Raw genomic sequence first — 26,364 nt, 5'->3', positions numbered from 1 at the left:
AAAATTAGGAGAGATAATTATGTTAATCGATACACATGTCCATTTAAATGATGAGCAATACGATGATGATTTGAGTGAAGTGATTACACGTGCTAGAGAAGCAGGTGTTGATCGTATGTTTGTAGTTGGTTTTAACAAATCGACAATTGAACGCGCGATGAAATTAATCGATGAGTATGATTTTTTATATGGCATTATCGGTTGGCATCCAGTTGACGCAATTGATTTTACAGAAGAACACTTGGAATGGATTGAATCTTTAGCTCAGCATCCAAAAGTGATTGGTATTGGTGAAATGGGATTAGATTATCACTGGGATAAATCTCCTGCAGATGTTCAAAAGGAAGTTTTTAGAAAGCAAATTGCTTTAGCTAAGCGTTTGAAGTTACCAATTATCATTCATAACCGTGAAGCAACTCAAGACTGTATCGATATCTTATTGGAGGAGCATGCTGAAGAGGTAGGCGGGATTATGCATAGCTTTAGTGGTTCTCCAGAAATTGCAGATATTGTAACTAATAAGCTGAATTTTTATATTTCATTAGGAGGACCTGTGACATTTAAAAATGCTAAACAGCCTAAAGAAGTTGCTAAGCATGTGTCAATGGAGCGTTTGCTAGTTGAAACCGATGCACCGTATCTTTCGCCACATCCGTATAGAGGGAAGCGAAATGAACCGGCGAGAGTAACTTTAGTAGCTGAACAAATTGCTGAATTAAAAGGCTTATCTTATGAAGAAGTGTGCGAACAAACAACTAAAAATGCAGAGAAATTGTTTAATTTAAATTCATAAAGTTAAAAGTGAGAAAGATCACCGCCATAAATGTAAACGATGCTATATTCGTTTAATATGCTATGGTTCTTTCTCACTTTTTTAAATTAAAATATCGTGCATGTGCAATACGTACGATAGAGATGGTTAGAGCTTTGAAATTAAGAATTGTAGGAAGGCGTTTTAAATGAAAATCAATGAGTTTATAGTTGTAGAAGGACGAGATGATACTGAGCGTGTTAAACGAGCTGTTGAATGTGATACGATTGAAACGAATGGTAGTGCCATCAACGAACAAACTTTAGAAGTAATTAGAAATGCTCAACAAAGTCGAGGCGTTATTGTATTAACAGATCCAGATTTCCCAGGAGATAAAATTAGAAGTACAATTACTGAACATGTCAAAGGTGTTAAACATGCGTATATTGATAGAGAAAAAGCTAAAAATAAAAAAGGGAAAATTGGTGTTGAACATGCCGACTTAATTGATATTAAAGAAGCGTTAATGCATGTTAGTTCACCCTTTGATGAAGCTTATGAATCAATTGATAAATCTGTGCTTATAGAGTTGGGGTTAATTGTTGGGAAAGATGCAAGGCGCCGTAGAGAAATTTTAAGTAGAAAATTGCGAATCGGCCATTCCAATGGTAAGCAGTTATTGAAAAAGTTAAATGCATTTGGTTATACCGAAGCGGATGTAAGGCAAGCTTTAGAAGATGAATGAGGAAGTGAAAATGTTGGATAATAAAGATATTGCAACACCATCAAGAACGCGAGCGTTGTTAGATAAATATGGCTTTAATTTTAAAAAAAGTTTAGGACAGAACTTTTTGATAGATGTGAATATCATTAATAATATCATTGATGCAAGTGATATTGATGCACAAACTGGGGTGATTGAAATTGGTCCAGGTATGGGGTCGTTGACAGAACAATTGGCCAGACATGCTAAAAGAGTATTGGCATTTGAAATTGATCAACGTTTAATACCTGTATTAAATGATACACTATCACCTTATGATAATGTGACGGTGATTAATGAAGATATTTTAAAAGCGAATATTAAAGAAGCTGTTGAAAATCATTTACAAGATTGTGAAAAAATAATGGTTGTTGCAAACCTGCCGTACTATATTACGACGCCAATTTTATTAAATTTGATGCAACAAGATATACCAATTGATGGCTACGTGGTGATGATGCAAAAAGAAGTGGGCGAACGCTTAAATGCTGAAGTAGGTTCAAAAGCATATGGTTCATTATCAATTGTCGTACAATACTATACAGAGACTAGTAAAGTATTAACGGTACCTAAATCTGTATTTATGCCACCACCTAATGTTGATTCAATAGTTGTAAAACTGATGCAGAGAACTGAACCGTTAGTAACAGTAGATAACGAGGAAGCATTCTTTAAGTTAGCAAAAGCAGCATTTGCACAAAGAAGAAAGACAATTAACAATAACTATCAAAATTATTTTAAAGATGGTAAACAACACAAAGAAGTGATTTTACAATGGTTGGAACAAGCAGGTATTGATCCAAGACGTCGCGGTGAAACGCTATCTATTCAAGATTTTGCTAAATTGTATGAAGAAAAGAAAAAATTCCCTCAATTAGAAAATTAAATGATTGACAAAGCAAAGCACTATTGTTAAAATTTAAATTTTGTTTGACGAAAACGCTGCAAATATGGTATTATGTAACTTGTAGCGAGGTGGAGCAATATGCCAAAATCAATTTTGGACATCAAAAATTCTATTGATTGTCATTTAGGAAATCGTATTGTACTGAAAGCCAATGGAGGCCGTAAGAAAACAATAAAACGTTCTGGAATTTTAAAAGAAACATATCCGTCAGTTTTCATTGTTGAGTTAGATCAAGACAAACACAACTTTGAGAGAGTATCTTATACATACACTGATGTGTTAACTGAAAATGTTCAAGTTTCATTTGAAGAGGATAATCATCACGAATCAATTGCACACTAAATAAGACATATAGAGATGTTAGACGTTTCTTAGTATAAGAAGTAAATATTATGATAATTATTTGAGTGTTGGGCATTATGTTCAATACTCTTTTTATTTACAAAATGTTTAACACTGATGTTTCGCTTATAGATTTTTCAGTAAATGGATAATTGTATTTATAAACACAAATACAAGTAAATACTAAGTAATTAGATGGAGAAAATTACTTTTTTATTAAAAAAACACTAAAAAACAAATTAAAATGTCAAATATTAATTCTCTTTATGTTAAAATCATCATATTAAGATAACGAAAAGAGGGCGGAAAATGATATATGAAACGGCACCAGCCAAAATTAATTTTACGCTCGATACACTTTTTAAAAGAAATGATGGCTATCATGAGATTGAAATGATAATGACAACAGTTGATTTAAATGATCGTTTAACTTTTCATAAAAGAAAAGATCGAAAGATAGTTGTTGAGATTGAACATAATTATGTGCCTTCTAATCATAAAAATCTCGCATATCGTGCAGCGCAACTATTTATTGAGCAATATCAACTAAAGCAAGGTGTAACAATTTCTATCGATAAAGAAATACCTGTTTCTGCTGGCTTAGCTGGAGGTTCGGCTGATGCAGCAGCAACGTTAAGAGGATTGAATCGACTTTTTGATATAGGGGCGAGTTTGGAAGAATTGGCTCTACTAGGCAGTAAAATTGGGACAGATATTCCGTTTTGTATTTATAATAAAACTGCACTATGTACTGGAAGAGGAGAGAAAATCGAGTTTTTAAATAAACCACCTTCAGCTTGGGTGATTCTTGCTAAACCAAACTTAGGCATATCATCACCAGATATATTTAAGTTGATCAATTTAGATAAGCGTTACGACGTACATACGAAAATGTGTTATGAGGCCTTAGAAAATCGAGATTATCAACAATTATGTCAAAGTTTGTCTAATCGATTAGAGCCAATTTCTGTTTCAAAACACCCACAAATCGATAAATTAAGAAATAATATGTTGAAAAGTGGTGCAGATGGTGCGTTAATGAGTGGAAGCGGACCGACTGTGTATGGGCTAGCACGAAAAGAAAGCCAAGCAAAAAATATTTATAATGCAGTTAACGGTTGTTGTAATGAAGTGTACTTAGTTAGACTATTAGGATAGAAGGGTTGAAAAGATGAGATATAAACGAAGCGAGAGAATTGTTTTTATGACGCAATATTTGATGAACCATCCGAATAAATTGATTCCATTAACTTTTTTTGTGAAAAAATTTAAACAGGCGAAGTCTTCAATAAGTGAAGATGTCCAAATTATAAAAAATACATTCCAAAAAGAAAAGTTAGGTACAGTAATTACTACTGCTGGCGCAAGTGGTGGTGTTACGTATAAACCAATGATGAGTAAAGAAGAGGCGACTGAAGTTGTTAATGAGGTCATTACTCTATTAGAAGAGAAAGAACGTTTGTTACCTGGCGGATATTTATTTTTATCAGATTTGGTAGGTAATCCATCGCTACTAAACAAAGTTGGTAAGTTAATTGCCAGTATTTACATGGAAGAAAAATTAGATGCTGTTGTTACCATTGCGACAAAAGGTATTTCATTGGCAAATGCGGTTGCTAATATTTTAAATTTACCAGTAGTAGTGATTAGAAAAGACAACAAGGTGACTGAAGGTTCTACAGTTTCAATTAATTACGTTTCAGGATCTTCAAGAAAAATAGAGACGATGGTACTTTCGAAGAGAACTTTAGCAGAAAATTCAAATGTTTTAGTTGTCGATGATTTTATGAGGGCTGGTGGCTCTATTAATGGTGTTATGAATTTAATGAATGAGTTTAAAGCCCATGTAAAAGGGGTATCAGTACTTGTAGAATCAAAAGAAGTTAAACAAAGATTGATTGAAGATTATACTTCCTTAGTGAAATTATCTGATGTAGATGAATATAATCAAGAGTTTAACGTAGAACCTGGCAACAGTTTATCTAAGTTTTCATAAAAGGAGTTTTAGTATTATGAAAATCATTAACACAACAAGATTACCGGAAGCACTTGGACCATATTCGCATGCAACAGTTGTGAATGGTATGGTTTATACTTCTGGTCAGATTTCATTGAATGTTGATGGACATATCGTAAGCGCTGATGTTCAAGCACAGACAAAACAAGTTTTAGAAAATTTAAAGGTTGTTTTGGAAGAAGCAGGATCTGATTTGAATTCTGTTGCGAAAGCGACCATTTTCATTAAAGATATGAATGATTTCCAAAAAATAAATGAAGTGTATGGTCAATATTTTAATGAACACAAGCCAGCGCGTAGTTGTGTAGAGGTTGCGCGTTTGCCAAAAGATGTGAAAGTAGAAATTGAATTAGTAAGTAAAATTAAGGAATTATAATTTTCGATTAATATGTTTAATCAAGCTTCTAAATAAAACAGAGAGATATATACTATAGGGGGGCTCACTACATGAAAGTGACAGATGTAAGACTTAGAAAAATACAAACAGATGGACGAATGAAAGCACTCGTTTCCATTACATTAGATGAAGCTTTCGTAATTCATGATTTACTTGTAATTGAAGGAAACTCTGGCTTGTTCGTTGCAATGCCAAGTAAACGTACACCAGATGGTGAATTCCGCGACATCGCGCATCCTATTAATTCAGATATGAGACAAGAAATTCAAGATGCAGTGATGAAAGTATATGATGAAACAGATGAAGTAGTACCAGATAAAAACGCTACATCAGAAGATTCAGAAGAAGCTTAATCAATTTTATATTTAGCGATGTAATACATTTGCAATAAGTTGATTTGATACTGTCGATAAAGCATAAAGCTTTGTCGGCAGTTTTTTTAGTTTGTATTAATGTTTTTTTATTTTTAATGAAAGGCTAATAAATATATACGTTAACAGATTATGATGATATGAAAATTATTGATTCATTGCTGATAAAAATTGCGTTTGAATGATGCTCGTATTTTTGAAGTAAGAAAAAAGTTGTTTTTAAAATTACAACGAATTAAAAACAATGCCTTTTATATGTTGAAAGAGTATTGCAGATTAAATTATAATAATGACGAAGTGTAAAATTTAATGGGGGTTAATGTTCATGCGAAGACACGCGATAATTTTGGCAGCAGGTAAAGGCACAAGAATGAAATCTAAAAAGTATAAAGTGCTACACGAGGTTGCTGGGAAACCTATGGTCGAACATGTATTGGAAAGTGTGAAAGGCTCTGGTGTCGATCAAGTTGTAACCATCGTAGGACATGGTGCTGAAAGTGTAAAAGGACATTTAGGCGAGCGTTCTTTATACAGTTTTCAAGAGGAACAACTCGGTACTGCGCATGCAGTGCAAATGGCGAAATCACACTTAGAAGACAAGGAAGGTACGACAATCGTTGTATGTGGTGACACACCGCTCATCACAAAGGAAACATTAGAAACATTGATTGCGCATCACGAGGATGCTAATGCTCAAGCAACTGTATTATCTGCATCGATTCAACAACCATATGGATACGGAAGAATCGTTCGAAATGCGTCAGGTCGTTTAGAACGCATAGTTGAAGAGAAAGATGCAACGCAAGCTGAAAAGGATATTAATGAAATTAGTTCAGGTATTTTTGCGTTTAATAATAAAACGTTGTTTGAAAAATTAACACAAGTGAAAAATGATAATGCGCAAGGTGAATATTACCTCCCTGATGTATTGTCGTTAATTTTAAATGATGGCGGCATCGTAGAAGTCTATCGTACCAATGATGTTGAAGAAATCATGGGTGTAAATGATCGTGTAATGCTTAGTCAGGCTGAGAAGGCGATGCAACGTCGTACGAATCATTATCACATGCTAAATGGTGTGACAATCATCGATCCTGACAGCACTTATATTGGTCCAGACGTTACAATTGGTAGTGATACAGTCATTGAACCAGGCGTACGAATTAATGGTCGTACAGAAATTGGCGAAGATGTTGTTATTGGTCAGTACTCTGAAATTAACAATAGTACGATTGAAAATGGTGCATGTATTCAACAGTCTGTTGTTAATGATGCTAGCGTAGGAGCGAATACTAAGGTCGGACCGTTTGCGCAATTGAGACCAGGCGCGCAATTAGGTGCAGATGTTAAGGTTGGAAATTTTGTAGAAATTAAAAAAGCAGATCTTAAAGATGGTGCCAAGGTTTCACATTTAAGTTATATTGGCGATGCTGTAATTGGCGAACGTACTAATATTGGTTGCGGAACGATTACAGTTAACTATGATGGTGAAAATAAATTTAAAACTATCGTCGGCAAAGATTCATTTGTAGGTTGCAATGTTAATTTAGTAGCACCTGTAACAATTGGTGATGATGTATTGGTGGCAGCTGGTTCCACAATCACAGATGACGTACCAAATGACAGTTTAGCTGTGGCAAGAGCAAGACAAACAACAAAAGAAGGATATAGGAAATAATCATTTACGTATTTAAAATGGCTAGGATAAAAGGATAATCCTATGTAATATTAATGTAATCTTTATGATTTAATGATTCGCATAGTAATGGAGTTACATTTTATATATAATAGTAATTGCGTAAGTAAATAATTGGAGGACTATAAATGTTAAATAATGAATATAAGAATTCGTCATTAAAGATTTTTTCATTGAAAGGAAACGAAGCATTAGCGCAAGAAGTTGCTGACCAAGTAGGAATTGAACTAGGTAAATGTTCAGTTAAACGTTTTAGTGATGGAGAAATTCAAATTAATATCGAAGAGAGTATTCGTGGTTGTGACGTATTTATTATTCAACCAACATCATATCCTGTGAATCTACATTTAATGGAATTATTAATTATGATTGATGCTTGTAAACGTGCTTCTGCAGCAACAATCAATATTGTAGTGCCATATTATGGATATGCAAGACAAGATAGAAAAGCCCGTAGCCGTGAGCCAATCACTGCTAAATTAGTTGCAAACTTAATCGAAACAGCTGGCGCAACTCGTATGATTGCGTTAGACTTACATGCACCACAAATTCAAGGATTCTTTGATATTCCAATTGACCACTTAATGGGTGTGCCAATTCTTGCTAAACATTTCAAAGATGATCCGAATATTAACCCAGAAGAATGTGTCGTTGTTTCACCAGACCATGGCGGTGTTACACGTGCACGTAAATTAGCTGACATTTTAAAAACTCCAATTGCAATTATAGATAAACGTCGTCCTAGACCAAATGTTGCTGAAGTGATGAACATTGTTGGTGAGATTGAAGGACGTACGGCAATTATTATTGACGATATTATTGATACAGCAGGTACAATCACTTTAGCTGCACAAGCATTAAAAGATAAAGGTGCTAAAGAAGTATATGCTTGTTGTACACACCCTGTTTTATCAGGACCGGCTAAAGAACGTATCGAAAATTCTGCTATAAAAGAATTAATCGTAACAAACTCAATTCATTTAGATGAAGATCGCAAACCATCTAACACTAAAGAATTATCTGTTGCTGGTTTAATCGCACAAGCTATCATTCGTGTATACGAAAGAGAATCAGTTAGCGTATTATTTGACTAATATTTAAAAGGCGTTTGACGAACATATTCCAAACGTGTATAATAGTTTCGTTCGTGATTATACGAATAAATAAACACTTGCAAGCAACGATGATGTTGATGGGTAAGTGAGGTGCTCGTTTTGAGCAAAAATGAAAGGTGGAAATGAGAATGGCTTCATTAAAGTCAATCATCCGTCAAGGTAAACAAACACGTTCAGATCTTAAACAATTAAGAAAATCTGGTAAAGTACCAGCAGTAGTATACGGTTACGGTACTAAAAACGTGTCAGTTAAAGTTGATGAAGTAGAATTCATCAAAGTTATCCGTGAAGTAGGTCGTAACGGTGTTATCGAATTAGGCGTTGGTTCTAAAACTATCAAAGTTATGGTTGCAGACTACCAATTCGATCCACTTAAAAACCAAATTACTCACATTGACTTCTTAGCAATCAATATGAGTGAAGAACGTACTGTTGAAGTACCAGTTCAATTAGTTGGTGAAGCAGTAGGCGCTAAAGAAGGCGGCGTAGTTGAACAACCATTATTCAACTTAGAAGTAACTGCTACTCCAGACAATATTCCAGAAGCAATCGAAGTAGATATTACTGAATTAAACATTAACGACAGCTTAACTGTTGCTGATGTTAAAGTAACTGGCGACTTCAAAATCGAAAACGATTCAGCTGAATCAGTAGTAACAGTAGTTGCTCCAACTGAAGAACCAACTGAAGAAGAAATCGAAGCTATGGAAGGCGAACAACAAACTGAAGAACCAGAAGTTGTTGGCGAAAGCAAAGAAGACGAAGAAAAAACTGAAGAGTAATTTTAATCTGTTACATTAAAGTTTTTATACTTTGTTTAACAAGCACTGTGCTTATTTTAATATAAGCATGGTGCTTTTTGTGTTATTATAAAGCTTAATTAAACTTTATTACTTTGTACTAAAGTTTAATTAATTTTAGTGAGTAAAAGACATTAAACTCAACAATGATACATCATAAAAATTTTAATGTACTCGATTTTAAAATACATACTTACTAAGCTAAAGAATAATGATAATTGATGGCAATGGCGGAAAATGGATGTTGTCATTATAATAATAAATGAAACAATTATGTTGGAGGTAAACACGCATGAAATGTATTGTAGGTCTAGGTAATATAGGTAAACGTTTTGAACTTACAAGACATAATATCGGCTTTGAAGTCGTTGATTATATTTTAGAGAAAAATAATTTTTCATTAGATAAACAAAAGTTTAAAGGTGCATATACAATTGAACGAATGAACGGCGATAAAGTGTTATTTATCGAACCAATGACAATGATGAATTTGTCAGGTGAAGCAGTTGCACCGATTATGGATTATTACAATGTTAATCCAGAAGATTTAATTGTCTTATATGATGATTTAGATTTAGAACAAGGACAAGTTCGCTTAAGACAAAAAGGAAGTGCGGGCGGTCACAATGGTATGAAATCAATTATTAAAATGCTTGGTACAGACCAATTTAAACGTATTCGTATTGGTGTGGGAAGACCAACGAATGGTATGACGGTACCTGATTATGTTTTACAACGCTTTTCAAATGATGAAATGGTAACGATGGAAAAAGTTATCGAACACGCAGCACGCGCAATTGAAAAGTTTGTTGAAACATCACGATTTGACCATGTTATGAATGAATTTAATGGTGAAGTGAAATAATGACAATATTGACAACGCTTATAAAAGAAGATAATCATTTTCAAGACCTTAATCAGGTATTTGGACAAGCAAACACACTAGTAACTGGTCTTTCCCCGTCAGCTAAAGTGACGATGATTGCTGAAAAATATGCACAAAGTAATCAACAGTTATTATTAATTACCAATAATTTATACCAAGCAGATAAATTAGAAACAGATTTACTTCAATTTATAGATGCTGAAGAATTGTATAAGTATCCTGTGCAAGATATTATGACCGAAGAGTTTTCAACACAAAGCCCTCAACTGATGAGTGAACGTATTAGAACTTTAACTGCGTTAGCTCAAGGTAAGAAAGGGTTATTTATCGTTCCTTTAAATGGTTTGAAAAAGTGGTTAACTCCTGTTGAAATGTGGCAAAATCACCAAATGACATTGCGTGTTGGTGAGGATATCGATGTGGACCAATTTCTTAACAAATTAGTTAATATGGGGTACAAACGGGAATCCGTGGTATCGCATATTGGTGAATTCTCATTGCGAGGAGGTATTATCGATATCTTTCCGCTAATTGGGGAACCAATCAGAATTGAGCTATTTGATACCGAAATTGATTCTATTCGGGATTTTGATGTTGAAACGCAGCGTTCCAAAGATAATGTTGAAGAAGTCGATATCACAACTGCAAGTGATTATATCATTACTGAAGAAGTGATCAGCCATCTTAAAGAAGAGTTAAAAACTGCATATGAAAATACAAGACCCAAAATAGATAAATCAGTGCGCAATGATTTGAAAGAAACGTATGAAAGCTTTAAATTATTCGAAAGTACATACTTTGATCATCAAATACTACGTCGCTTAGTAGCGTTTATGTATGAAACACCTTCGACAATTATTGAGTATTTCCAAAAAGATGCAATCATTGCAGTTGATGAATTTAATCGTATTAAAGAAACTGAAGAAAGTTTAACAGTAGAGTCTGATTCGTTTATTAGCAATATTATTGAAAGTGGTAATGGATTTATAGGACAAAGTTTTATAAAATATGATGATTTTGAAACATTGATTGAAGGCTATCCTGTCACTTATTTTTCATTATTCGCTACAACAATGCCGATAAAACTAAATCATATTATTAAATTTTCATGTAAACCTGTCCAACAATTTTATGGGCAATATGACATTATGCGTTCTGAATTTCAACGATATGTTAATCAAAACTATCATATCGTGGTTTTGGTCGAAACCGAAACTAAAGTTGAACGTATGCAAGCGATGTTAAGTGAAATGCATATTCCATCAATAACAAAATTGCATCGCTCAATGTCATCGGGACAAGCAGTGATTATTGAGGGCAGTTTATCTGAAGGATTTGAACTACCTGATATGGGATTAGTTGTCATTACTGAGCGTGAGCTTTTTAAATCAAAACAGAAAAAGCAACGAAAACGTACGAAAGCTATCTCAAATGCTGAAAAAATTAAGTCTTACCAAGATTTAAATGTGGGAGATTATATTGTTCATGTGCATCATGGTGTTGGTAGATATTTAGGTGTTGAGACGCTCGAAGTGGGGCAAACGCATCGTGATTATATTAAATTGCAATATAAAGGTACGGATCAACTATTTGTTCCAGTAGATCAAATGGATCAAGTTCAAAAATATGTAGCTTCGGAAGATAAGACGCCAAAATTAAATAAACTCGGTGGCAGTGAATGGAAAAAAACAAAAGCTAAAGTTCAACAAAGTGTTGAAGATATTGCTGAAGAGTTGATTGATTTATATAAAGAAAGAGAAATGGCAGAAGGTTATCAATATGGGGAAGACACAGCTGAGCAAACAACATTTGAATTAGATTTTCCATATGAACTTACGCCTGACCAAGCTAAATCTATCGATGAAATTAAAGATGACATGCAAAAATCGCGTCCAATGGATCGCTTGCTATGTGGTGATGTTGGTTATGGTAAAACTGAAGTTGCAGTGAGAGCAGCATTCAAAGCTGTAATGGAAGGAAAGCAGGTTGCATTTTTAGTTCCTACAACTATTTTAGCTCAGCAACATTATGAGACGTTAATTGAGCGTATGCAAGATTTTCCTGTTGAAATTCAATTAATGAGTCGTTTTAGAACGCCTAAAGAGATAAAACAAACTAAGGAAGGACTTAAAACTGGATTTGTTGACATAGTTGTTGGTACACACAAATTACTTAGTAAAGATATACAGTATAAAGATTTAGGGCTGTTGATTGTAGATGAAGAACAACGATTTGGTGTACGCCATAAAGAGCGTATTAAAACATTAAAACATAATGTAGATGTACTAACATTGACTGCAACCCCAATACCTAGAACATTGCATATGAGTATGCTAGGTGTGCGCGATTTGTCAGTGATTGAAACGCCGCCAGAAAATCGTTTCCCAGTTCAAACATATGTATTAGAACAGAACATGAGTTTTATCAAAGAAGCTTTAGAAAGAGAACTATCCCGTGATGGCCAAGTGTTTTATCTTTATAATAAAGTGCAATCCATTTATGAAAAACGAGAACAACTCCAGATGTTAATGCCAGATGCTAACATTGCAGTTGCTCATGGACAAATGACAGAGCGCGATTTAGAAGAAACGATGTTAAGTTTTATCAATAATGAATATGATATTTTAGTAACGACGACGATTATTGAAACAGGTGTCGATGTCCCAAATGCAAATACTTTGATCATTGAAGATGCAGATCGCTTTGGATTGAGTCAGTTGTATCAATTAAGAGGTCGTGTTGGTCGTTCAAGTCGTATTGGTTATGCATACTTCTTACATCCAGCAAATAAGGTACTAACTGAGACTGCAGAAGATCGATTACAAGCGATTAAAGAATTTACGGAGTTAGGCTCAGGATTTAAGATTGCGATGCGTGATTTGAACATTCGTGGTGCTGGTAATTTGTTAGGTAAACAACAGCACGGCTTTATTGATACAGTTGGATTTGATTTGTACAGTCAAATGTTAGAAGAAGCTGTAAATGAAAAACGTGGTATTAAGGAACCAGAATCTGAGGTGCCAGAAGTCGAAGTTGATTTAAACTTGGATGCATATTTGCCGACAGAATATATTGCAAATGAACAAGCTAAAATTGAAATTTATAAAAAGCTACGAAAAACTGAAACATTTGATCAAATTATCGACATTAAAGATGAATTAATTGATCGTTTTAATGATTATCCTGTTGAAGTAGCACGTTTGCTTGATATAGTGGAAATAAAAGTACACGCATTACATTCAGGTATCACGTTGATTAAAGATAAAGGGAAAATAATTGATATTCATTTATCTGTAAAAGCCACTGAAAATATTGATGGCGAAGTGCTGTTCAAAGCAACACAACCTTTAGGTAGAACAATGAAGGTTGGTGTTCAAAATAATGCAATGACAATTACTTTAACGAAACAAAATCAATGGCTTGATAGTTTGAAGTTTTTAGTTAAGTGCATTGAAGAAAGTATGAGAATCAGTGATGAAGCATAAAGAAGCATTTAATGGCGTTGTCGTGTTAACTGCTGCATTAATTGTCATTAAAATTCTGAGTGCTGTATATCGAATTCCATATCAAAATATATTAGGTGATACAGGTTTGTATGCATATCAACAAGTGTATCCAATTGTAGCATTAGGAATGATATTATCGATGAATGCCATTCCTAGTGCAATTACACAAAATATAGGGAAGTATCATAGTGACGAAGCATATGCAAAAGCAGTCGCTTATATACAATTAGTTGGTATATTATTATTTATTGCTATTTTTGTGTTTGCGAACAATATTGCACATATGATGGGTGATAGCCATTTAACACCAATGATTCAAGCAGCAAGTTTAAGCTTTATATTTATAGGTATGCTTGGCGTGTTAAGAGGTTATTATCAATCTGCAAATAATATGACAGTTCCGGCTATTTCCCAGGTTATAGAACAAGTTATACGAGTAGGTATTATCATTGTTACTATTGTTATTTTTGTAGACAGAGGTTGGACGATATATGAAGCGGGAACAATTGCTATTTTAGCATCAACGATAGGTTTTTTAGGTTCTTCAATTTATTTAGTAGCGCACCGACCTTTTAAGTTTAAAATGGTAAATAACACTGCAAAGATTGTTTGGAAACAGTTCGCACTTTCGGTTTTGATTTTCGCTATCAGTCAATTAATCGTAATTTTATGGCAAGTGATTGATAGTGTTACTATTATTAAGTCACTTCAAGCGATACGCGTGCCATTCGATGTTGCCATAACTGAAAAAGGAGTCTATGACCGTGGTGCATCATTTATTCAGATGGGATTGATTGTAACTACAACATTTAGTTTTGCGCTCATTCCTCTGTTAAGTGACGCAATCAAAATGAATAATCAGGTACTTATGAATCGTTATGCAAATGCGTCATTAAAGATTACGATTTTAATAAGTACAGCAGCGGGAATAGGATTAATTAATTTATTGCCTTTAATGAACGGTGTGTTTTTTAAGACGAATGATTTAACCTTAACGTTAAGTGTTTATATGATTACGGTCATTTGTGTATCGTTAATTATGATGGATATGGCTTTATTACAAGCGCAACATGCTGTGAGACCTATTTTTGTTGGTATGACGGCAGGATTGGTTATTAAATTTATACTTAATATCATTTTGATTCGTTTAAGTGGCATTATTGGTGCGAGCATTAGTACTGTTGTATCATTAATTATATTCGGTACGATTATCCATATTGCTGTCACGAGAAAATACCACTTACATGCGATGAGACGATTTTTTATCAATGTTGTTTTAGGTATGGTATTTATGTCGATTGTTGTTCAATGCGTGTTAAACATAGTGACAACACACGGTAGATTCACTGGACTCATTGAATTATTATGTGCAGCAGTATTAGGTATCATTGCATTGTTTTTCTATATTTTTAGATTTAATGTTTTGACATATAAAGAGTTAACTTATTTACCATTTGGTTCAAAGTTGTATCAAATTAAGAAAGGAAGACGTTGATGGCACATACCATTACGATTGTTGGCTTAGGAAACTATGGCATTGATGATTTGCCGCTAGGGATATATAAATTTTTAAAGACACAAGATAAAGTTTATGCAAGAACGTTAGATCATCCAGTTATAGAATCATTGCAAGATGAATTAACATTTCAGAGTTTTGACCATGTTTATGAAGCACATGACCAATTTGAAGATGTCTATAATGATATTGTGGCGCAATTGGTTGAAGCTGCTAATGAAAAAGATATTGTCTATGCGGTTCCGGGTCATCCTAGAGTTGCTGAGACAACTACAGTGAAATTACTGGCTTTAGCAAAGGACAATACTGATATAGATGTGAAAGTTTTAGGTGGTAAAAGCTTTATTGATGATGTGTTTGAAGCAGTTAATGTAGATCCAAATGATGGCTTCACACTGTTAGATGCGACATCATTACAAGAAGTAACACTTAATGTTAGAACGCATACATTGATTACGCAAGTTTATAGTGCAATGGTTGCTGCTAATTTGAAAATCACTTTAATGGAACGATATCCTGATGATTACCCTGTTCAAATTGTCACTGGTGCACGAAGCGATGGTGCGGATAACGTTGTGACATGCCCATTATATGAATTGGATCATGATGAAAATGCATTCAATAATTTGACGAGTGTATTCGTACCAAAAATCATAACATCGACATATTTGTATCATGACTTTGATTTTGCAACGGAAGTGATTGATACTTTAGTTGATGAAGATAAAGGTTGTCCATGGGATAAAGTGCAAACGCATGAAACGCTTAAGCGTTATTTACTTGAAGAAACATTTGAATTGTTCGAAGCTATTGACAATGAAGATGATTGGCATATGATTGAAGAACTAGGAGATATTTTATTACAAGTGTTATTGCATACTAGTATTGGTAAAAAAGAAGGGTATATCGACATTAAAGAAGTGATTACAAGTCTTAATGCTAAAATGATTCGTAGACACCCACACATATTTGGTGATGCCAATGCTGAAACTATCGATGACTTAAAAGAAATTTGGTCTAAGGCGAAAGATGCTGAAGGTAAACAGCCAAGAGTTAAATTTGAAAAAGTATTTGCAGAGCATTTTTTAAATTTATATGAGAAGACGAAGGATAAGTCATTTGATGAGGCCGCGTTAAAGCAGTGGCTAGAAAAAGGGGAGAGTAATACATGAGATTAGATAAATATTTAAAAGTATCACGGTTAATAAAGCGACGTACGCTAGCAAAAGAAGTAAGTGATCAAGGTAGAATTACAATAAATGGTAATGTTGCTAAAGCTGGATCGGATGTTAAAGTTGAAGATGTGCTGACGATTCGCTTTGGTCAAAAATTAGTAACAGTTAAAGTAACTGCATTAAATGAACATGCATCTAAAGATAACGCAAAGGGCATGTATGAAATCATTGAAGAGCGTCGACTTGAAGAAGCGTAAATTGGAGGTGACAAGCAATGAAAAATAAAGTAGAACATATAGAAAATCAGTACACGTCGCAAGAGAACAAGAAAAAACAACGTCAAAAAATGAAAATGCGTGTTGTTCGTAGGCGTATTACAGTATTTGCGGGCGTATTACTTGCGATAATTGTTGTTTTATCAATCTTGCTTGTTGTCCAAAAACATCGCAATGATATCGATGCACAGGAGCGAAAAGCGAAAGAAGCACAGTTTCAAAAGCAACAAAATGAAGAAATTGCGTTAAAAGAAAAGTTGAATAATCTGAATGACAAAGATTATATTGAAAAAATTGCGCGTGATGATTATTACTTAAGCAACAAAGGTGAAGTGATTTTTAGGTTGCCAGAAGACAAAGATTCGTCTAGCTCAAAATCTTCGAAAAAATAAATCCAAATTGATTCAAAATTATCCGAGTATAGACATTGTGAAAAAATCCAAACAAGGATATAATAAGGGAAAATCGAATCAAATCGGGAGGATTTATTTAACATATGTCAATCGAAGTTGGAAATAAGCTTAAAGGTAAAGTCACTGGTATTAAAAAGTTTGGTGCATTCGTAGAATTACCTGAAGGAAAAAGTGGTTTAGTTCACATTAGTGAAGTCGCAGATAATTATGTTGAAAACGTAGAAGAGCACCTTTCTGTTGGTGATGAAGTAGACGTAAAAGTATTATCTATTGCTGATGATGGAAAAATTAGTCTTTCAATTAAGAAAGCTAAAGACCGTCCACGTAGACAACATACGAGTAAACCAAGTCATCAAAAACCAGTGCAAAAAGCCGAAGATTTTGAAAAGAAATTAAGCAATTTCTTAAAAGATAGTGAAGATAAATTAACTTCAATCAAACGTCAAACAGAATCTAGACGCGGTGGCAAAGGTTCAAGACGTTAATTAAAATAAATAAAGACTGTTTCGATAAGGAATATATTTAGAATGATGCGTATCGAATAATCGATTGCAGCGTTAGACAATCTAAGACTGTTTCTTAAATAAGGAGCAGTCTCTTTTATTTGTAATGATATAACTAAGACTTATACCATTTTTGAAAATTGTAAAAGTGAGGTGATGTTATGCAGTTAAATAGTAATGGTTGGCATATTGATGACCATATTGTTGTCGCTGTTTCTACAGGTATTGATAGTATGTGTTTATTGTATCAACTACTAAATGATTATAAAGATAGTTATAGAAAACTAACATGCTTACATGTCAATCATGGCGTTAGGTCAGCTTCAATCGAGGAAGCCAGATTTTTAGAAGTATACTGCGAACGTCATCACATCGATTTACATATCAAAAAGTTAGATTTGTCGCATAGTCTCGACCGAAATAACAGCATTCAGAATGAAGCTCGAATTAAACGTTACGAATGGTTTGATGAAATGATGAATGTATTAGAAGCGGATGTATTGCTAACGGCGCATCATTTGGACGATCAATTAGAAACTATTATGTATCGTATTTTTAATGGGAAATCAACGCGTAATAAACTAGGATTTGATGAGTTATCGAAGCGAAAAGGTTATCAGATTTATCGACCACTTTTAGCTGTCTCTAAAAAAGAAATAAAACAATTCCAAGAGAGATATCATATTCCATATTTTGAAGATGAATCTAATAAAGATAACAAATATGTTAGAAATGATATTCGTAATAGAATTATTCCAGCTATTGATGAAAATAATCAACTTAAAGTATCGCATTTATTAAAATTAAAACAATGGCATGATGAACAATATGATATTTTGCAATATTCAGCTAAACAATTTATTCAAGAATTTGTGAAGTTTGATGAACAGTCAAAATATTTAGAGGTTTCTAGACAAGCTTTTAATAACTTACCAAACTCATTAAAGATGGTTGTGTTGGATTGCCTATTATCAAAGTATTATGAGTTGTTTAATATTAGTGCTAAAACATACGAAGAGTGGTTTAAACAATTTAGTAGTAAGAAAGCACAATTCAGTATTAATCTCACGGATAAATGGATAATTCAAATTGCATATGGTAAATTAATAATAATGGCTAAAAATAATGGCGATACATATTTTAGAGTTCAAACTATTGAAAAGCCAGGTAATTATATTTTTAACAAATATCGATTAGAGATACATTCTAATTTACCAAAATGTTTATTTCCGCTTACAGTGAGAACACGACAAAGTGGCGATACATTTAAACTGAATGGGCGCGATGGTTATAAGAAAGTGAATCGCCTGTTTATAGATTGTAAAGTGCAACAGTGGGTTCGGGATCAAATGCCAATCGTATTGGATAAACAACAGCGCATTATTGCGGTAGGAGATTTATATCAACAACAAACAATAAAACAATGGATTATAATTAGTAAAAATGGAGATGAATAGCGTTATGCATAATGATTTGAAAGAAGTATTGTTAACTGAAGAAGATATTCAAAATATCTGTAAGGAATTGGGAGCACAATTAACAAAGGATTATCAAGGTAAACCATTAGTATGCGTGGGTATCTTAAAAGGCTCAGCAATGTTTATGTCAGATTTAATTAAACGAATTGATACCCATTTATCAATTGATTTCATGGATGTTTCTAGTTATCACGGAGGCACTGAGTCAACTGGTGAAGTTCAAATCATTAAAGATTTAGGTTCTTCTATTGAAAATAAAGACGTATTAATTATTGAAGATATCTTAGAGACTGGTACTACACTTAAGTCAATTACTGAATTATTACAATCTAGAAAAGTTAATTCATTAGAAATAGTTACTTTATTAGATAAACCAAACCGTCGTAAAGCGGACATTGAAGCTAAGTATGTAGGTAAAAAAATACCAGATGAATTTGTTGTTGGTTACGGTTTAGATTATCGTGAATTATACCGAAACTTACCATATATCGGTACGTTAAAACCTGAAGTGTATTCAAATTAATTTTTTAATCAATTTCAGTTATTATTACTATGCGTTTGAGAAATAATAGTGTAGACTCAAAAATATGAAAAATGTATTTCATATATATTTAATTTTAGACAAGACATATGTCTTGAAAAGTTGAAAAATATAGAGATTGATAAAACTAATACGGGTGTGAATGACATTGATGTTAAGCTCAATTACTAGCTTATAAAACATGTCATATGTTACAATTTTTGTTAGTTTTATTATGGGAAGTAGGAGGAAATGACGCATGCAGAAAGCTTTTCGCAATGTGCTAGTTATCGTAATAATAGGCGTTATTATTTTTGGTCTATTTTCATATTTAAACGGTAATGGAAATATGCCGAAACAGCTTACATATAATCAATTTACTGAGAAGTTGGAAAAAGGTGACCTTAAAACTTTAGAAATCCAACCACAACAAAATGTCTATATGGTAAGTGGTAAAACGAAAAATGATGAAGACTATTCATCAACTATTTTATATAACAACGAAAAAGAATTACAAAAAATTACTGATGCTGCTAAAAAGCAAAACGGTGTAAAATTAACGATTAAAGAAGAAGAAAAACAAAGTGTCTTTGTGAGTATACTTTCAACATTAATTCCAGTTGTAGTCATAGCGTTATTATTTATTTTCTTCCTAAGCCAAGCACAAGGTGGCGGTAGTGGCGGTCGTATGATGAACTTTGGTAAATCTAAAGCAAAAATGTACGATAATAATAAACGTCGTGTTCGTTTCTCTGATGTAGCAGGGGCAGATGAAGAAAAACAAGAATTAATTGAAATTGTTGATTTCTTGAAAGATAATAAAAAATTCAAAGAAATGGGATCTAGGATTCCTAAAGGTGTCTTACTTGTTGGACCTCCAGGTACTGGTAAAACATTACTTGCTAGAGCGGTTGCAGGTGAAGCTGGCGCACCATTCTTCTCTATTAGTGGTTCAGACTTTGTAGAGATGTTTGTTGGTGTTGGTGCGAGCCGTGTTCGTGACTTATTCGATAATGCTAAGAAAAACGCGCCTTGTATTATCTTTATCGATGAGATTGATGCTGTTGGTCGTCAACGTGGTGCAGGTGTTGGTGGCGGTCATGATGAACGTGAACAAACCCTAAACCAATTATTAGTTGAAATGGATGGATTCGGTGAAAATGAAGGTATCATTATGATAGCTGCTACAAACCGTCCTGATATCCTTGACCCAGCCTTATTACGTCCAGGTCGTTTTGATAGACAAATTCAAGTTGGTCGTCCAGATGTGAAAGGCCGTGAAGCAATTCTTCATGTTCATGCTAAAAACAAACCACTTGATGAAACGGTTGATTTAAAAGCAATTTCACAACGTACACCTGGTTTCTCAGGTGCTGATTTAGAGAACTTATTAAATGAAGCATCTTTAATTGCTGTACGTGAAGGTAAAAAGAAAATTGACATGAGAGATATCGAAGAGGCAACGGATAGAGTTATAGCCGGACCTGCTAAGAAATCTCGAGTTATTTCTAAGAAAGAACGTAATATTGTTGCTCATCACGAAGCTGGTCATACAATTATCGGTATGGTACTTGATGAGGCAGAAGTAGTGCATAAAGTTACTATTGTTCCACGTGGACAAGCAGGTGGTTATGCAATGATGCTACCTAAACAAGATCGTTTCTTAATGACTGAACAAGAGTTATTAGATAAAATCTGTGGTTTACTTGGTGGACGTGTATCAGAAGATATTAACTTTAACGAAGTATCAACAGGTGCTTCAAATGACTTCGAACGTGCAACACAAATCGCACGCTCAATGGTTACGCAATATGGTATGAGTAAAAAATTAGGACCATTACAGTTCGGTCATAGCAATGGTCAAGTATTCTTAGGTAAAGATATGCAAGGTGAGCCTAATTATTCAAGCCAAATCGCATATGAAATTGATAAAGAAGTTCAACGAATCGTTAAAGAACAATACGAACGTTGTAAACAAATTTTATTAGAGCACAAAGAACAATTAATTTTAATTGCTGAAACATTATTAACAGAAGAAACATTAGTTGCTGAACAAATTCAATCATTATTCTACGAAGGTAAATTACCTGAAATTGATTATGATGCAGCTAAAGTTGTTAAAGATGAAGATTCTGAATTTAATGATGGTAAATTCGGTAAATCTTATGAAGAGATTCGTAAAGAGCAATTAGAAGATGGACAACGTGACGAAAGTGAAGATCGTAAAGAAGAAAAAGATATTGCTGAGGATAAAAAAGAAGCTGATAAATCTGATGAAAAAGATGAACCAGCACATCGACAAGCCCCAAATATCGAAAAACCTTACGATCCAAATCACCCAGACAATAAATAATCGATTATATTCAGTACCTCTTTCTATGATAAAGTTATAGAAAGAGGTACTTTTATCGTTTTTGAAAATACGTATTAGATTTTAAGTCATTGAATTGTTATAGCAGAAAATAATTGTAAAACAAGTTACTTCATTATTTAGAATGATGGGTGTAGAATAAGTACAATTGTTGCATTTTATGAAGTAAAGTAATTTTTTAAATATAGAGTAATAGAGGAGATTGAAATAATGACACACGATTATATTGTTAAAGCATTAGCATTTGATGGAGAGATTAGGGCTTATGCTGCTTTGACAACTGAAACTGTTCAAGAAGCACAAACGAGACATTATACATGGCCGACAGCATCTGCTGCAATGGGAAGAACAATGACAGCAACAGCTATGATGGGCGCAATGTTGAAAGGTGATCAAAAATTAACTGTCACTGTAGATGGCCAAGGACCTATTGGACGAATTATTGCCGATGCAAATGCTAAAGGCGAGGTGCGTGCTTATGTAGACCATCCACAAACTCATTTTCCATTAAATGAGCAAGGTAAACTTGATGTAAGACGAGCAGTAGGGACAAATGGATCTATTATGGTTGTTAAAGACGTTGGAATGAAAGACTATTTCTCTGGAGCAAGTCCAATTGTTTCAGGAGAACTTGGTGAAGATTTTACTTATTATTATGCTACAAGTGAACAAACACCTTCATCGGTAGGTCTTGGTGTATTGGTAAATCCTGATAATACGATTAAAGCAGCAGGAGGATTTATCATTCAAGTTATGCCAGGTGCCAAAGATGAAACAATTTCAAAATTAGAAAAAGCAATTAGTGAAATGACACCAGTTTCTAAATTAATTGAACAAGGATTAACGCCAGAAGGATTACTAAACGAAATCTTAGGTGAAGACCATGTGCAAATTTTAGAGAAAATGCCTGTTCAATTTGAATGTAATTGTAGTCATGAGAAATTTTTAAATGCTATTAAAGGATTGGGCGAGGCTGAGATTCAAAATATGATTAAAGAAGATCATGGTGCTGAAGCAGTATGTCATTTCTGTGGAAATAAATATAAATATACTGAAGAAGAATTAAACGTGTTGCTAGAAAGTTTAGCGTAATTTAATTTAAATCAATACGCTAAAATGTTTATTTTTAGCGGTTTAGTGAAATGTAGAACTAAATAGTTGTATAATCCTTAGTGATTTTGTTTGCTTTCTAGAATTTATTTGATAAAATAATTCTATATCCGATAAATAAACTAAGATTTCAACAACTAACTAAAAAGGAGTGTTCTTAATGGCACAAAAACCAGTAGATAATATTACTCAAATTATTGGCGGTACACCGGTAGTCAAATTGAGAAATGTAGTAGATGACAATGCAGCAGATGTTTATGTAAAATTGGAATATCAAAATCCAGGTGGTTCTGTAAAGGATAGAATTGCTTTAGCAATGATTGAAAAAGCAGAGCGAGAAGGCAAAATTAAACCTGGCGATACAATTGTAGAACCAACAAGTGGTAATACAGGTATCGGTTTAGCATTTGTATGTGCTGCTAAAGGATATAAAGCAGTATTTACTATGCCCGAAACAATGAGCCAAGAGCGTCGTAATTTATTAAAAGCATACGGTGCGGAATTAGTTTTAACGCCTGGATCAGAAGCGATGAAAGGTGCAATTAAAAAAGCTAAAGAATTAAAAGAAGAACATGGTTACTTCGAGCCACAACAATTTGAAAACCCTGCGAACCCTGAAGTTCATGAGTTAACTACAGGTCCTGAGTTATTACAACAATTTGAAGGGAAAACTATCGATGCGTTCCTAGCTGGTGTTGGTACTGGTGGTACGTTATCTGGTGTAGGTAAAGTTCTGAAAAAAGAATATCCTAACATCGAAATTGTTGCTATAGAGCCTGAGGCTTCTCCAGTATTGAGCGGTGGTGAGCCAGGTCCACATAAATTACAAGGTTTAGGTGCTGGATTTATTCCAGGCACTTTGAATACAGAAATCTATGACAGTATTATTAAAGTAGGAAATGATACAGCGATGGAAATGTCTCGTCGAGTTGCTAAAGAGGAAGGTATTTTAGCAGGTATTTCATCAGGTGCTGCGATTTATGCTGCCATTCAAAAAGCAAAAGAATTAGGAAAAGGTAAAACAGTAGTAACAGTATTGCCGAGTAATGGTGAACGCTACTTATCAACACCTTTATATTCATTCGATGACTAATTAATGTCATTTAAAAGAGTGAGTTATCTTTTTGAGATAACTTGCTCTTTTTTTCTACCATGTATATTTTTAAAAATATGAGCGTTAAATTAAACATTTTTCTGATAAAAATATCCAGTGAATGATAAGATAATAAACGTACATACTAATAACTAGTAAATAGCAGGAGTAAATTTTATTAGAGTTAAACAATACATAATTAAAGGGTGGTTAACATGACTAAAACAAAAATTATGGGCATATTAAACGTCACACCTGATTCATTCTCAGATGGTGGAAAATTTAATAATGTTGAATCAGCTATAAATAGAGTGAAAGCCATGATAGATGAAGGTGCTGACATTATAGATGTTGGAGGTGTTTCAACGAGACCAGGTCATGAAATGGTTTCATTAGAAGAAGAGATGAACAGAGTATTACCTGTTGTTGAAGCTATTGTCGGTTTTGATGTAAAAATTTCAGTCGATACATTTCGAAGTGAGGTTGCTGAAGCATGTTTAAAATTAGGCGTTGATATCATTAATGATCAATGGGCTGGGCTGTATGATCATCATATGTTCCAAATTGTAGCTAAATATGACGCGGAAATTATTTTAATGCATAATGGAAATGGTAATCGTGATGAACCGGTTGTCGAAGAAATGTTAACATCTTTGTTAGCACAAGCACATCAAGCTAAAATAGCTGGTATACCTTCAAATAAAATTTGGCTAGATCCAGGTATAGGTTTCGCTAAAACTAGAAATGAAGAAGCCGAAGTTATGGCAAGACTGGATGAACTTGTTGCAACAGAATATCCAGTTTTATTAGCGACAAGCCGGAAACGTTTCACTAAAGAGATGATGGGTTATGATACAACACCGGTTGAAAGAGATGAAGTAACTGCAGCTACGACTGCATATGGTATTATGAAAGGCGTTAGAGCAGTACGCGTTCATAATGTCGAGTTGAATGCTAAATTAGCTAAAGGTATAGATTTTTTAAAGGAGAATGAAAATGCAAGACACAATCTTTCTTAAAGGTATGCGCTTTTATGGATATCATGGTGCTTTATCAGCTGAAAATGAAATAGGGCAAATTTTCAAAGTGGATGTAACTTTGAAAGTAGACTTAGCTGAAGCTGGGCGTACTGATAATGTTATTGATACAGTTCATTATGGTGAAGTGTTCGAAGAGGTTAAATCAATTATGGAAGGTAAGGCCGTTAATTTACTTGAGCATCTAGCTGAACGTATTGCAAATCGTATAAATTCACAATATAATCGTGTAATGGAAACGAAAGTGAGAATCACTAAAGAAAACCCACCGATTCCGGGTCATTATGATGGAGTAGGTATCGAAATAGTGAGGGAGAATAAATGATTCAAGCATACTTAGGATTAGGTAGTAATATTGGTGATAGGGAAAGCCAGTTAAACGATGCTATAAAGATTTTGAATGAATATGATGGTATTAACGTATCTAATATTTCTCCGATTTATGAAACAGCACCAGTTGGGTATACTGAGCAACCTAACTTTTTAAATTTGTGTGTTGAAATTCAAACAACACTCACAGTATTACAACTGTTGGAATGTTGCTTGAAGACAGAAGAATGTTTACACCGTATTAGAAAGGAACGATGGGGTCCTAGAACTTTAGATGTGGATATTTTGTTGTATGGAGAAGAAATGATAGATTTACCAAAACTGTCGGTGCCACATCCGAGAATGAATGAACGTGCATTTGTTTTAATCCCATTAAATGATATAGCAGCAAATGTCGTAGAACCACGTTCGAAATTGAAAGTGAAAGATTTAGTTTTTGTCGATGACAGTGTAAAGAGATATAAATAATGTATTGTTGAGAACATTCATATTTATTGGGAATAGATGATTGATTATTGGAGATGTTTCCGCATTTTGATTATCTCTAAATGCATTTGATTTCGAATTAGTATATGATGATTTAGTATGTGTTAGAATTAAGTTATTTCATAAAATCAAAGTAAGCAATATTTGATAAATTGCTGTAATTTATTTGGGCTTTTGTTGAAGTTTGTGGAAGATAATTTTTATACATTTACTTAGGGTTGTATTAATGATAATCGTATTTTAAATGAATAAGTAATTCATAAACGAAAACAGAAATTGCTTTATTACATTTACAAGCTCTTGTAAAATTAAAAAAGTGATAAAATTGATGTTATGAATATAAGAAAACATGCCACATCATAACTTTAAGGTGTAATGGTTAATGATAAAGTATTAGAAACATCGAAAGAGATGTATGTTGAGCAAAAATGTCTGATATTTTATAAAACTTTAAAGGAAAATGTTTGAGTGTACCAGTTGGAATACTAAAGGATTACAACAAGTTA

General features: G+C 33.6%; 28 protein-coding genes. All 28 read left to right on the top strand.

Annotated elements, in window-relative coordinates:
* The first annotated feature begins 19 nt into the window (after nt 1–19).
* The 28 genes from JQN76_RS01075 to JQN76_RS00940 all read left to right on the top strand — a co-directional run bounded on the left by JQN76_RS01075 (nt 20) and on the right by JQN76_RS00940 (nt 26,326).
* On the top strand, nt 20–793 hold the full coding sequence (locus tag JQN76_RS01075; protein WP_000904312.1) for a TatD family hydrolase: 774 nt from the start codon (nt 20–22) through the stop codon (nt 791–793).
* A 166-nt stretch (nt 794–959) separates the two neighbouring features.
* Nucleotides 960–1,496, top strand: coding sequence for a ribonuclease M5 (gene rnmV, locus JQN76_RS01070; protein ID WP_000700080.1), 537 nt, complete (start codon nt 960–962; stop codon nt 1,494–1,496).
* Nucleotides 1,497–1,506: 10 nt separating this feature from the next.
* The gene (gene rsmA / locus JQN76_RS01065) at nt 1,507–2,400 is read left to right on the top strand and encodes a 16S rRNA (adenine(1518)-N(6)/adenine(1519)-N(6))-dimethyltransferase RsmA (protein ID WP_000886500.1); all 894 of its coding nucleotides are present in this window, start codon (nt 1,507–1,509) and stop codon (nt 2,398–2,400) included.
* Between the two features lie 99 nt (nt 2,401–2,499).
* The gene (gene veg / locus JQN76_RS01060; RefSeq protein ID WP_001126662.1) at nt 2,500–2,763 is read left to right on the top strand and encodes a biofilm formation stimulator Veg; all 264 of its coding nucleotides are present in this window, start codon (nt 2,500–2,502) and stop codon (nt 2,761–2,763) included.
* A gap of 309 nt (nt 2,764–3,072) precedes the next feature.
* A complete protein-coding gene (ispE, locus tag JQN76_RS01055; protein ID WP_000638871.1) occupies nt 3,073–3,921 on the top strand; it encodes a 4-(cytidine 5'-diphospho)-2-C-methyl-D-erythritol kinase in 849 nt (282 codons plus the stop codon).
* Between the two features lie 13 nt (nt 3,922–3,934).
* Nucleotides 3,935–4,759, top strand: a complete 825-nt coding sequence (purR, locus tag JQN76_RS01050; RefSeq protein WP_001269643.1) for a pur operon repressor — start codon at nt 3,935–3,937, stop codon at nt 4,757–4,759.
* A 16-nt stretch (nt 4,760–4,775) separates the two neighbouring features.
* Nucleotides 4,776–5,156, top strand: a complete 381-nt coding sequence (locus JQN76_RS01045; protein ID WP_000691775.1) for a RidA family protein — start codon at nt 4,776–4,778, stop codon at nt 5,154–5,156.
* Between the two features lie 71 nt (nt 5,157–5,227).
* Complete coding sequence (gene spoVG, locus JQN76_RS01040; RefSeq protein WP_205397780.1) at nt 5,228–5,530, top strand: septation regulator SpoVG; 303 nt, start codon at nt 5,228–5,230, stop codon at nt 5,528–5,530.
* A 189-nt stretch (nt 5,531–5,719) separates the two neighbouring features.
* Nucleotides 5,720–5,851 (top strand): hypothetical protein, encoded by a 132-nt coding sequence (locus JQN76_RS01035; protein WP_001789654.1) that lies wholly within the window; start codon nt 5,720–5,722, stop codon nt 5,849–5,851.
* 22 nt (nt 5,852–5,873) lie between these two features.
* Nucleotides 5,874–7,226 (top strand): bifunctional UDP-N-acetylglucosamine diphosphorylase/glucosamine-1-phosphate N-acetyltransferase GlmU, encoded by a 1,353-nt coding sequence (gene glmU / locus JQN76_RS01030; protein WP_001252529.1) that lies wholly within the window; start codon nt 5,874–5,876, stop codon nt 7,224–7,226.
* A 146-nt stretch (nt 7,227–7,372) separates the two neighbouring features.
* Nucleotides 7,373–8,338 carry a ribose-phosphate diphosphokinase gene (locus tag JQN76_RS01025; protein ID WP_000933774.1) on the top strand — a complete coding sequence of 322 codons (966 nt, stop codon included), beginning with the start codon at nt 7,373–7,375 and terminating at the stop codon, nt 8,336–8,338.
* A 149-nt stretch (nt 8,339–8,487) separates the two neighbouring features.
* Nucleotides 8,488–9,141: a 50S ribosomal protein L25/general stress protein Ctc gene (locus JQN76_RS01020; protein ID WP_000157650.1), complete on the top strand. Its 654-nt coding sequence runs from the start codon at nt 8,488–8,490 to the stop codon at nt 9,139–9,141.
* A gap of 310 nt (nt 9,142–9,451) precedes the next feature.
* Nucleotides 9,452–10,024, top strand: coding sequence for an aminoacyl-tRNA hydrolase (gene pth, locus JQN76_RS01015; RefSeq protein ID WP_000649791.1), 573 nt, complete (start codon nt 9,452–9,454; stop codon nt 10,022–10,024).
* The gene (gene mfd / locus JQN76_RS01010; protein WP_000154228.1) at nt 10,024–13,530 is read left to right on the top strand and encodes a transcription-repair coupling factor; all 3,507 of its coding nucleotides are present in this window, start codon (nt 10,024–10,026) and stop codon (nt 13,528–13,530) included. Before pth ends, mfd begins: the two co-directional genes overlap by 1 nt.
* Complete coding sequence (locus JQN76_RS01005; RefSeq protein WP_000680740.1) at nt 13,520–15,046, top strand: polysaccharide biosynthesis protein; 1,527 nt, start codon at nt 13,520–13,522, stop codon at nt 15,044–15,046. Before mfd ends, JQN76_RS01005 begins: the two co-directional genes overlap by 11 nt.
* Nucleotides 15,046–16,239 (top strand): MazG nucleotide pyrophosphohydrolase domain-containing protein, encoded by a 1,194-nt coding sequence (locus JQN76_RS01000; protein WP_000951443.1) that lies wholly within the window; start codon nt 15,046–15,048, stop codon nt 16,237–16,239. The genes JQN76_RS01005 and JQN76_RS01000 overlap by 1 nt, the downstream gene beginning before the upstream one ends.
* A complete protein-coding gene (locus tag JQN76_RS00995; RefSeq protein WP_001234988.1) occupies nt 16,236–16,499 on the top strand; it encodes an RNA-binding S4 domain-containing protein in 264 nt (87 codons plus the stop codon). The genes JQN76_RS01000 and JQN76_RS00995 overlap by 4 nt, the downstream gene beginning before the upstream one ends.
* A gap of 17 nt (nt 16,500–16,516) precedes the next feature.
* The gene (divIC, locus tag JQN76_RS00990) at nt 16,517–16,909 is read left to right on the top strand and encodes a cell division protein DivIC (protein ID WP_000792417.1); all 393 of its coding nucleotides are present in this window, start codon (nt 16,517–16,519) and stop codon (nt 16,907–16,909) included.
* Nucleotides 16,910–17,013: 104 nt separating this feature from the next.
* Nucleotides 17,014–17,415, top strand: coding sequence for a S1 domain-containing RNA-binding protein (locus JQN76_RS00985; protein WP_000021445.1), 402 nt, complete (start codon nt 17,014–17,016; stop codon nt 17,413–17,415).
* Between the two features lie 179 nt (nt 17,416–17,594).
* Nucleotides 17,595–18,890, top strand: a complete 1,296-nt coding sequence (tilS, locus tag JQN76_RS00980; RefSeq protein ID WP_001176700.1) for a tRNA lysidine(34) synthetase TilS — start codon at nt 17,595–17,597, stop codon at nt 18,888–18,890.
* A 4-nt stretch (nt 18,891–18,894) separates the two neighbouring features.
* On the top strand, nt 18,895–19,434 hold the full coding sequence (gene hpt, locus JQN76_RS00975) for a hypoxanthine phosphoribosyltransferase (protein WP_000551283.1): 540 nt from the start codon (nt 18,895–18,897) through the stop codon (nt 19,432–19,434).
* A 256-nt stretch (nt 19,435–19,690) separates the two neighbouring features.
* Complete coding sequence (ftsH, locus tag JQN76_RS00970; protein ID WP_001167888.1) at nt 19,691–21,784, top strand: ATP-dependent zinc metalloprotease FtsH; 2,094 nt, start codon at nt 19,691–19,693, stop codon at nt 21,782–21,784.
* Between the two features lie 228 nt (nt 21,785–22,012).
* Entirely contained in the window at nt 22,013–22,894 is an 882-nt protein-coding gene (hslO, locus tag JQN76_RS00965) for an Hsp33 family molecular chaperone HslO (protein WP_000148605.1), read from the top strand.
* 178 nt (nt 22,895–23,072) lie between these two features.
* Nucleotides 23,073–24,005 (top strand): cysteine synthase A, encoded by a 933-nt coding sequence (cysK, locus tag JQN76_RS00960; protein WP_000057594.1) that lies wholly within the window; start codon nt 23,073–23,075, stop codon nt 24,003–24,005.
* Between the two features lie 215 nt (nt 24,006–24,220).
* Entirely contained in the window at nt 24,221–25,024 is an 804-nt protein-coding gene (gene folP, locus JQN76_RS00955; RefSeq protein WP_000167923.1) for a dihydropteroate synthase, read from the top strand.
* Nucleotides 25,002–25,367 carry a dihydroneopterin aldolase gene (gene folB, locus JQN76_RS00950; protein WP_001154302.1) on the top strand — a complete coding sequence of 122 codons (366 nt, stop codon included), beginning with the start codon at nt 25,002–25,004 and terminating at the stop codon, nt 25,365–25,367. Before folP ends, folB begins: the two co-directional genes overlap by 23 nt.
* On the top strand, nt 25,364–25,840 hold the full coding sequence (folK, locus tag JQN76_RS00945; protein ID WP_000613716.1) for a 2-amino-4-hydroxy-6-hydroxymethyldihydropteridine diphosphokinase: 477 nt from the start codon (nt 25,364–25,366) through the stop codon (nt 25,838–25,840). Before folB ends, folK begins: the two co-directional genes overlap by 4 nt.
* A gap of 393 nt (nt 25,841–26,233) precedes the next feature.
* On the top strand, nt 26,234–26,326 hold the full coding sequence (locus JQN76_RS00940) for a hypothetical protein (protein WP_001790128.1): 93 nt from the start codon (nt 26,234–26,236) through the stop codon (nt 26,324–26,326).
* Nucleotides 26,327–26,364: the final 38 nt, after the last annotated feature.

It is taken from the genome of Staphylococcus sp. SM3655 (genome assembly GCF_016917315.1).
Taxonomy (GTDB): Bacteria; Bacillota; Bacilli; order Staphylococcales; family Staphylococcaceae; genus Staphylococcus; species Staphylococcus aureus.
The sequence above is the reverse complement of the archived record's forward strand: the minus strand, read 5'-3'. Positions and strand labels throughout refer to the sequence as shown.

What these genes read in the sequence shown, in the direction of transcription:
- JQN76_RS01075 (WP_000904312.1), top strand. Translation starts at nt 20, where the DNA reads ATGTTAATCGATACACATGTCCATTTAAATGATGAGCAATACGATGAT.
- rnmV (WP_000700080.1), top strand. Translation starts at nt 960, where the DNA reads ATGAAAATCAATGAGTTTATAGTTGTAGAAGGACGAGATGATACTGAG.
- rsmA (WP_000886500.1), top strand. Translation starts at nt 1,507, where the DNA reads ATGTTGGATAATAAAGATATTGCAACACCATCAAGAACGCGAGCGTTG.
- veg (WP_001126662.1), top strand. Translation starts at nt 2,500, where the DNA reads ATGCCAAAATCAATTTTGGACATCAAAAATTCTATTGATTGTCATTTA.
- ispE (WP_000638871.1), top strand. Translation starts at nt 3,073, where the DNA reads ATGATATATGAAACGGCACCAGCCAAAATTAATTTTACGCTCGATACA.
- purR (WP_001269643.1), top strand. Translation starts at nt 3,935, where the DNA reads ATGAGATATAAACGAAGCGAGAGAATTGTTTTTATGACGCAATATTTG.
- JQN76_RS01045 (WP_000691775.1), top strand. Translation starts at nt 4,776, where the DNA reads ATGAAAATCATTAACACAACAAGATTACCGGAAGCACTTGGACCATAT.
- spoVG (WP_205397780.1), top strand. Translation starts at nt 5,228, where the DNA reads ATGAAAGTGACAGATGTAAGACTTAGAAAAATACAAACAGATGGACGA.
- glmU (WP_001252529.1), top strand. Translation starts at nt 5,874, where the DNA reads ATGCGAAGACACGCGATAATTTTGGCAGCAGGTAAAGGCACAAGAATG.
- JQN76_RS01025 (WP_000933774.1), top strand. Translation starts at nt 7,373, where the DNA reads ATGTTAAATAATGAATATAAGAATTCGTCATTAAAGATTTTTTCATTG.
- JQN76_RS01020 (WP_000157650.1), top strand. Translation starts at nt 8,488, where the DNA reads ATGGCTTCATTAAAGTCAATCATCCGTCAAGGTAAACAAACACGTTCA.
- pth (WP_000649791.1), top strand. Translation starts at nt 9,452, where the DNA reads ATGAAATGTATTGTAGGTCTAGGTAATATAGGTAAACGTTTTGAACTT.
- mfd (WP_000154228.1), top strand. Translation starts at nt 10,024, where the DNA reads ATGACAATATTGACAACGCTTATAAAAGAAGATAATCATTTTCAAGAC.
- JQN76_RS01005 (WP_000680740.1), top strand. Translation starts at nt 13,520, where the DNA reads ATGAAGCATAAAGAAGCATTTAATGGCGTTGTCGTGTTAACTGCTGCA.
- JQN76_RS01000 (WP_000951443.1), top strand. Translation starts at nt 15,046, where the DNA reads ATGGCACATACCATTACGATTGTTGGCTTAGGAAACTATGGCATTGAT.
- JQN76_RS00995 (WP_001234988.1), top strand. Translation starts at nt 16,236, where the DNA reads ATGAGATTAGATAAATATTTAAAAGTATCACGGTTAATAAAGCGACGT.
- divIC (WP_000792417.1), top strand. Translation starts at nt 16,517, where the DNA reads ATGAAAAATAAAGTAGAACATATAGAAAATCAGTACACGTCGCAAGAG.
- JQN76_RS00985 (WP_000021445.1), top strand. Translation starts at nt 17,014, where the DNA reads ATGTCAATCGAAGTTGGAAATAAGCTTAAAGGTAAAGTCACTGGTATT.
- tilS (WP_001176700.1), top strand. Translation starts at nt 17,595, where the DNA reads ATGCAGTTAAATAGTAATGGTTGGCATATTGATGACCATATTGTTGTC.
- hpt (WP_000551283.1), top strand. Translation starts at nt 18,895, where the DNA reads ATGCATAATGATTTGAAAGAAGTATTGTTAACTGAAGAAGATATTCAA.
- ftsH (WP_001167888.1), top strand. Translation starts at nt 19,691, where the DNA reads ATGCAGAAAGCTTTTCGCAATGTGCTAGTTATCGTAATAATAGGCGTT.
- hslO (WP_000148605.1), top strand. Translation starts at nt 22,013, where the DNA reads ATGACACACGATTATATTGTTAAAGCATTAGCATTTGATGGAGAGATT.
- cysK (WP_000057594.1), top strand. Translation starts at nt 23,073, where the DNA reads ATGGCACAAAAACCAGTAGATAATATTACTCAAATTATTGGCGGTACA.
- folP (WP_000167923.1), top strand. Translation starts at nt 24,221, where the DNA reads ATGACTAAAACAAAAATTATGGGCATATTAAACGTCACACCTGATTCA.
- folB (WP_001154302.1), top strand. Translation starts at nt 25,002, where the DNA reads ATGCAAGACACAATCTTTCTTAAAGGTATGCGCTTTTATGGATATCAT.
- folK (WP_000613716.1), top strand. Translation starts at nt 25,364, where the DNA reads ATGATTCAAGCATACTTAGGATTAGGTAGTAATATTGGTGATAGGGAA.
- JQN76_RS00940 (WP_001790128.1), top strand. Translation starts at nt 26,234, where the DNA reads ATGGTTAATGATAAAGTATTAGAAACATCGAAAGAGATGTATGTTGAG.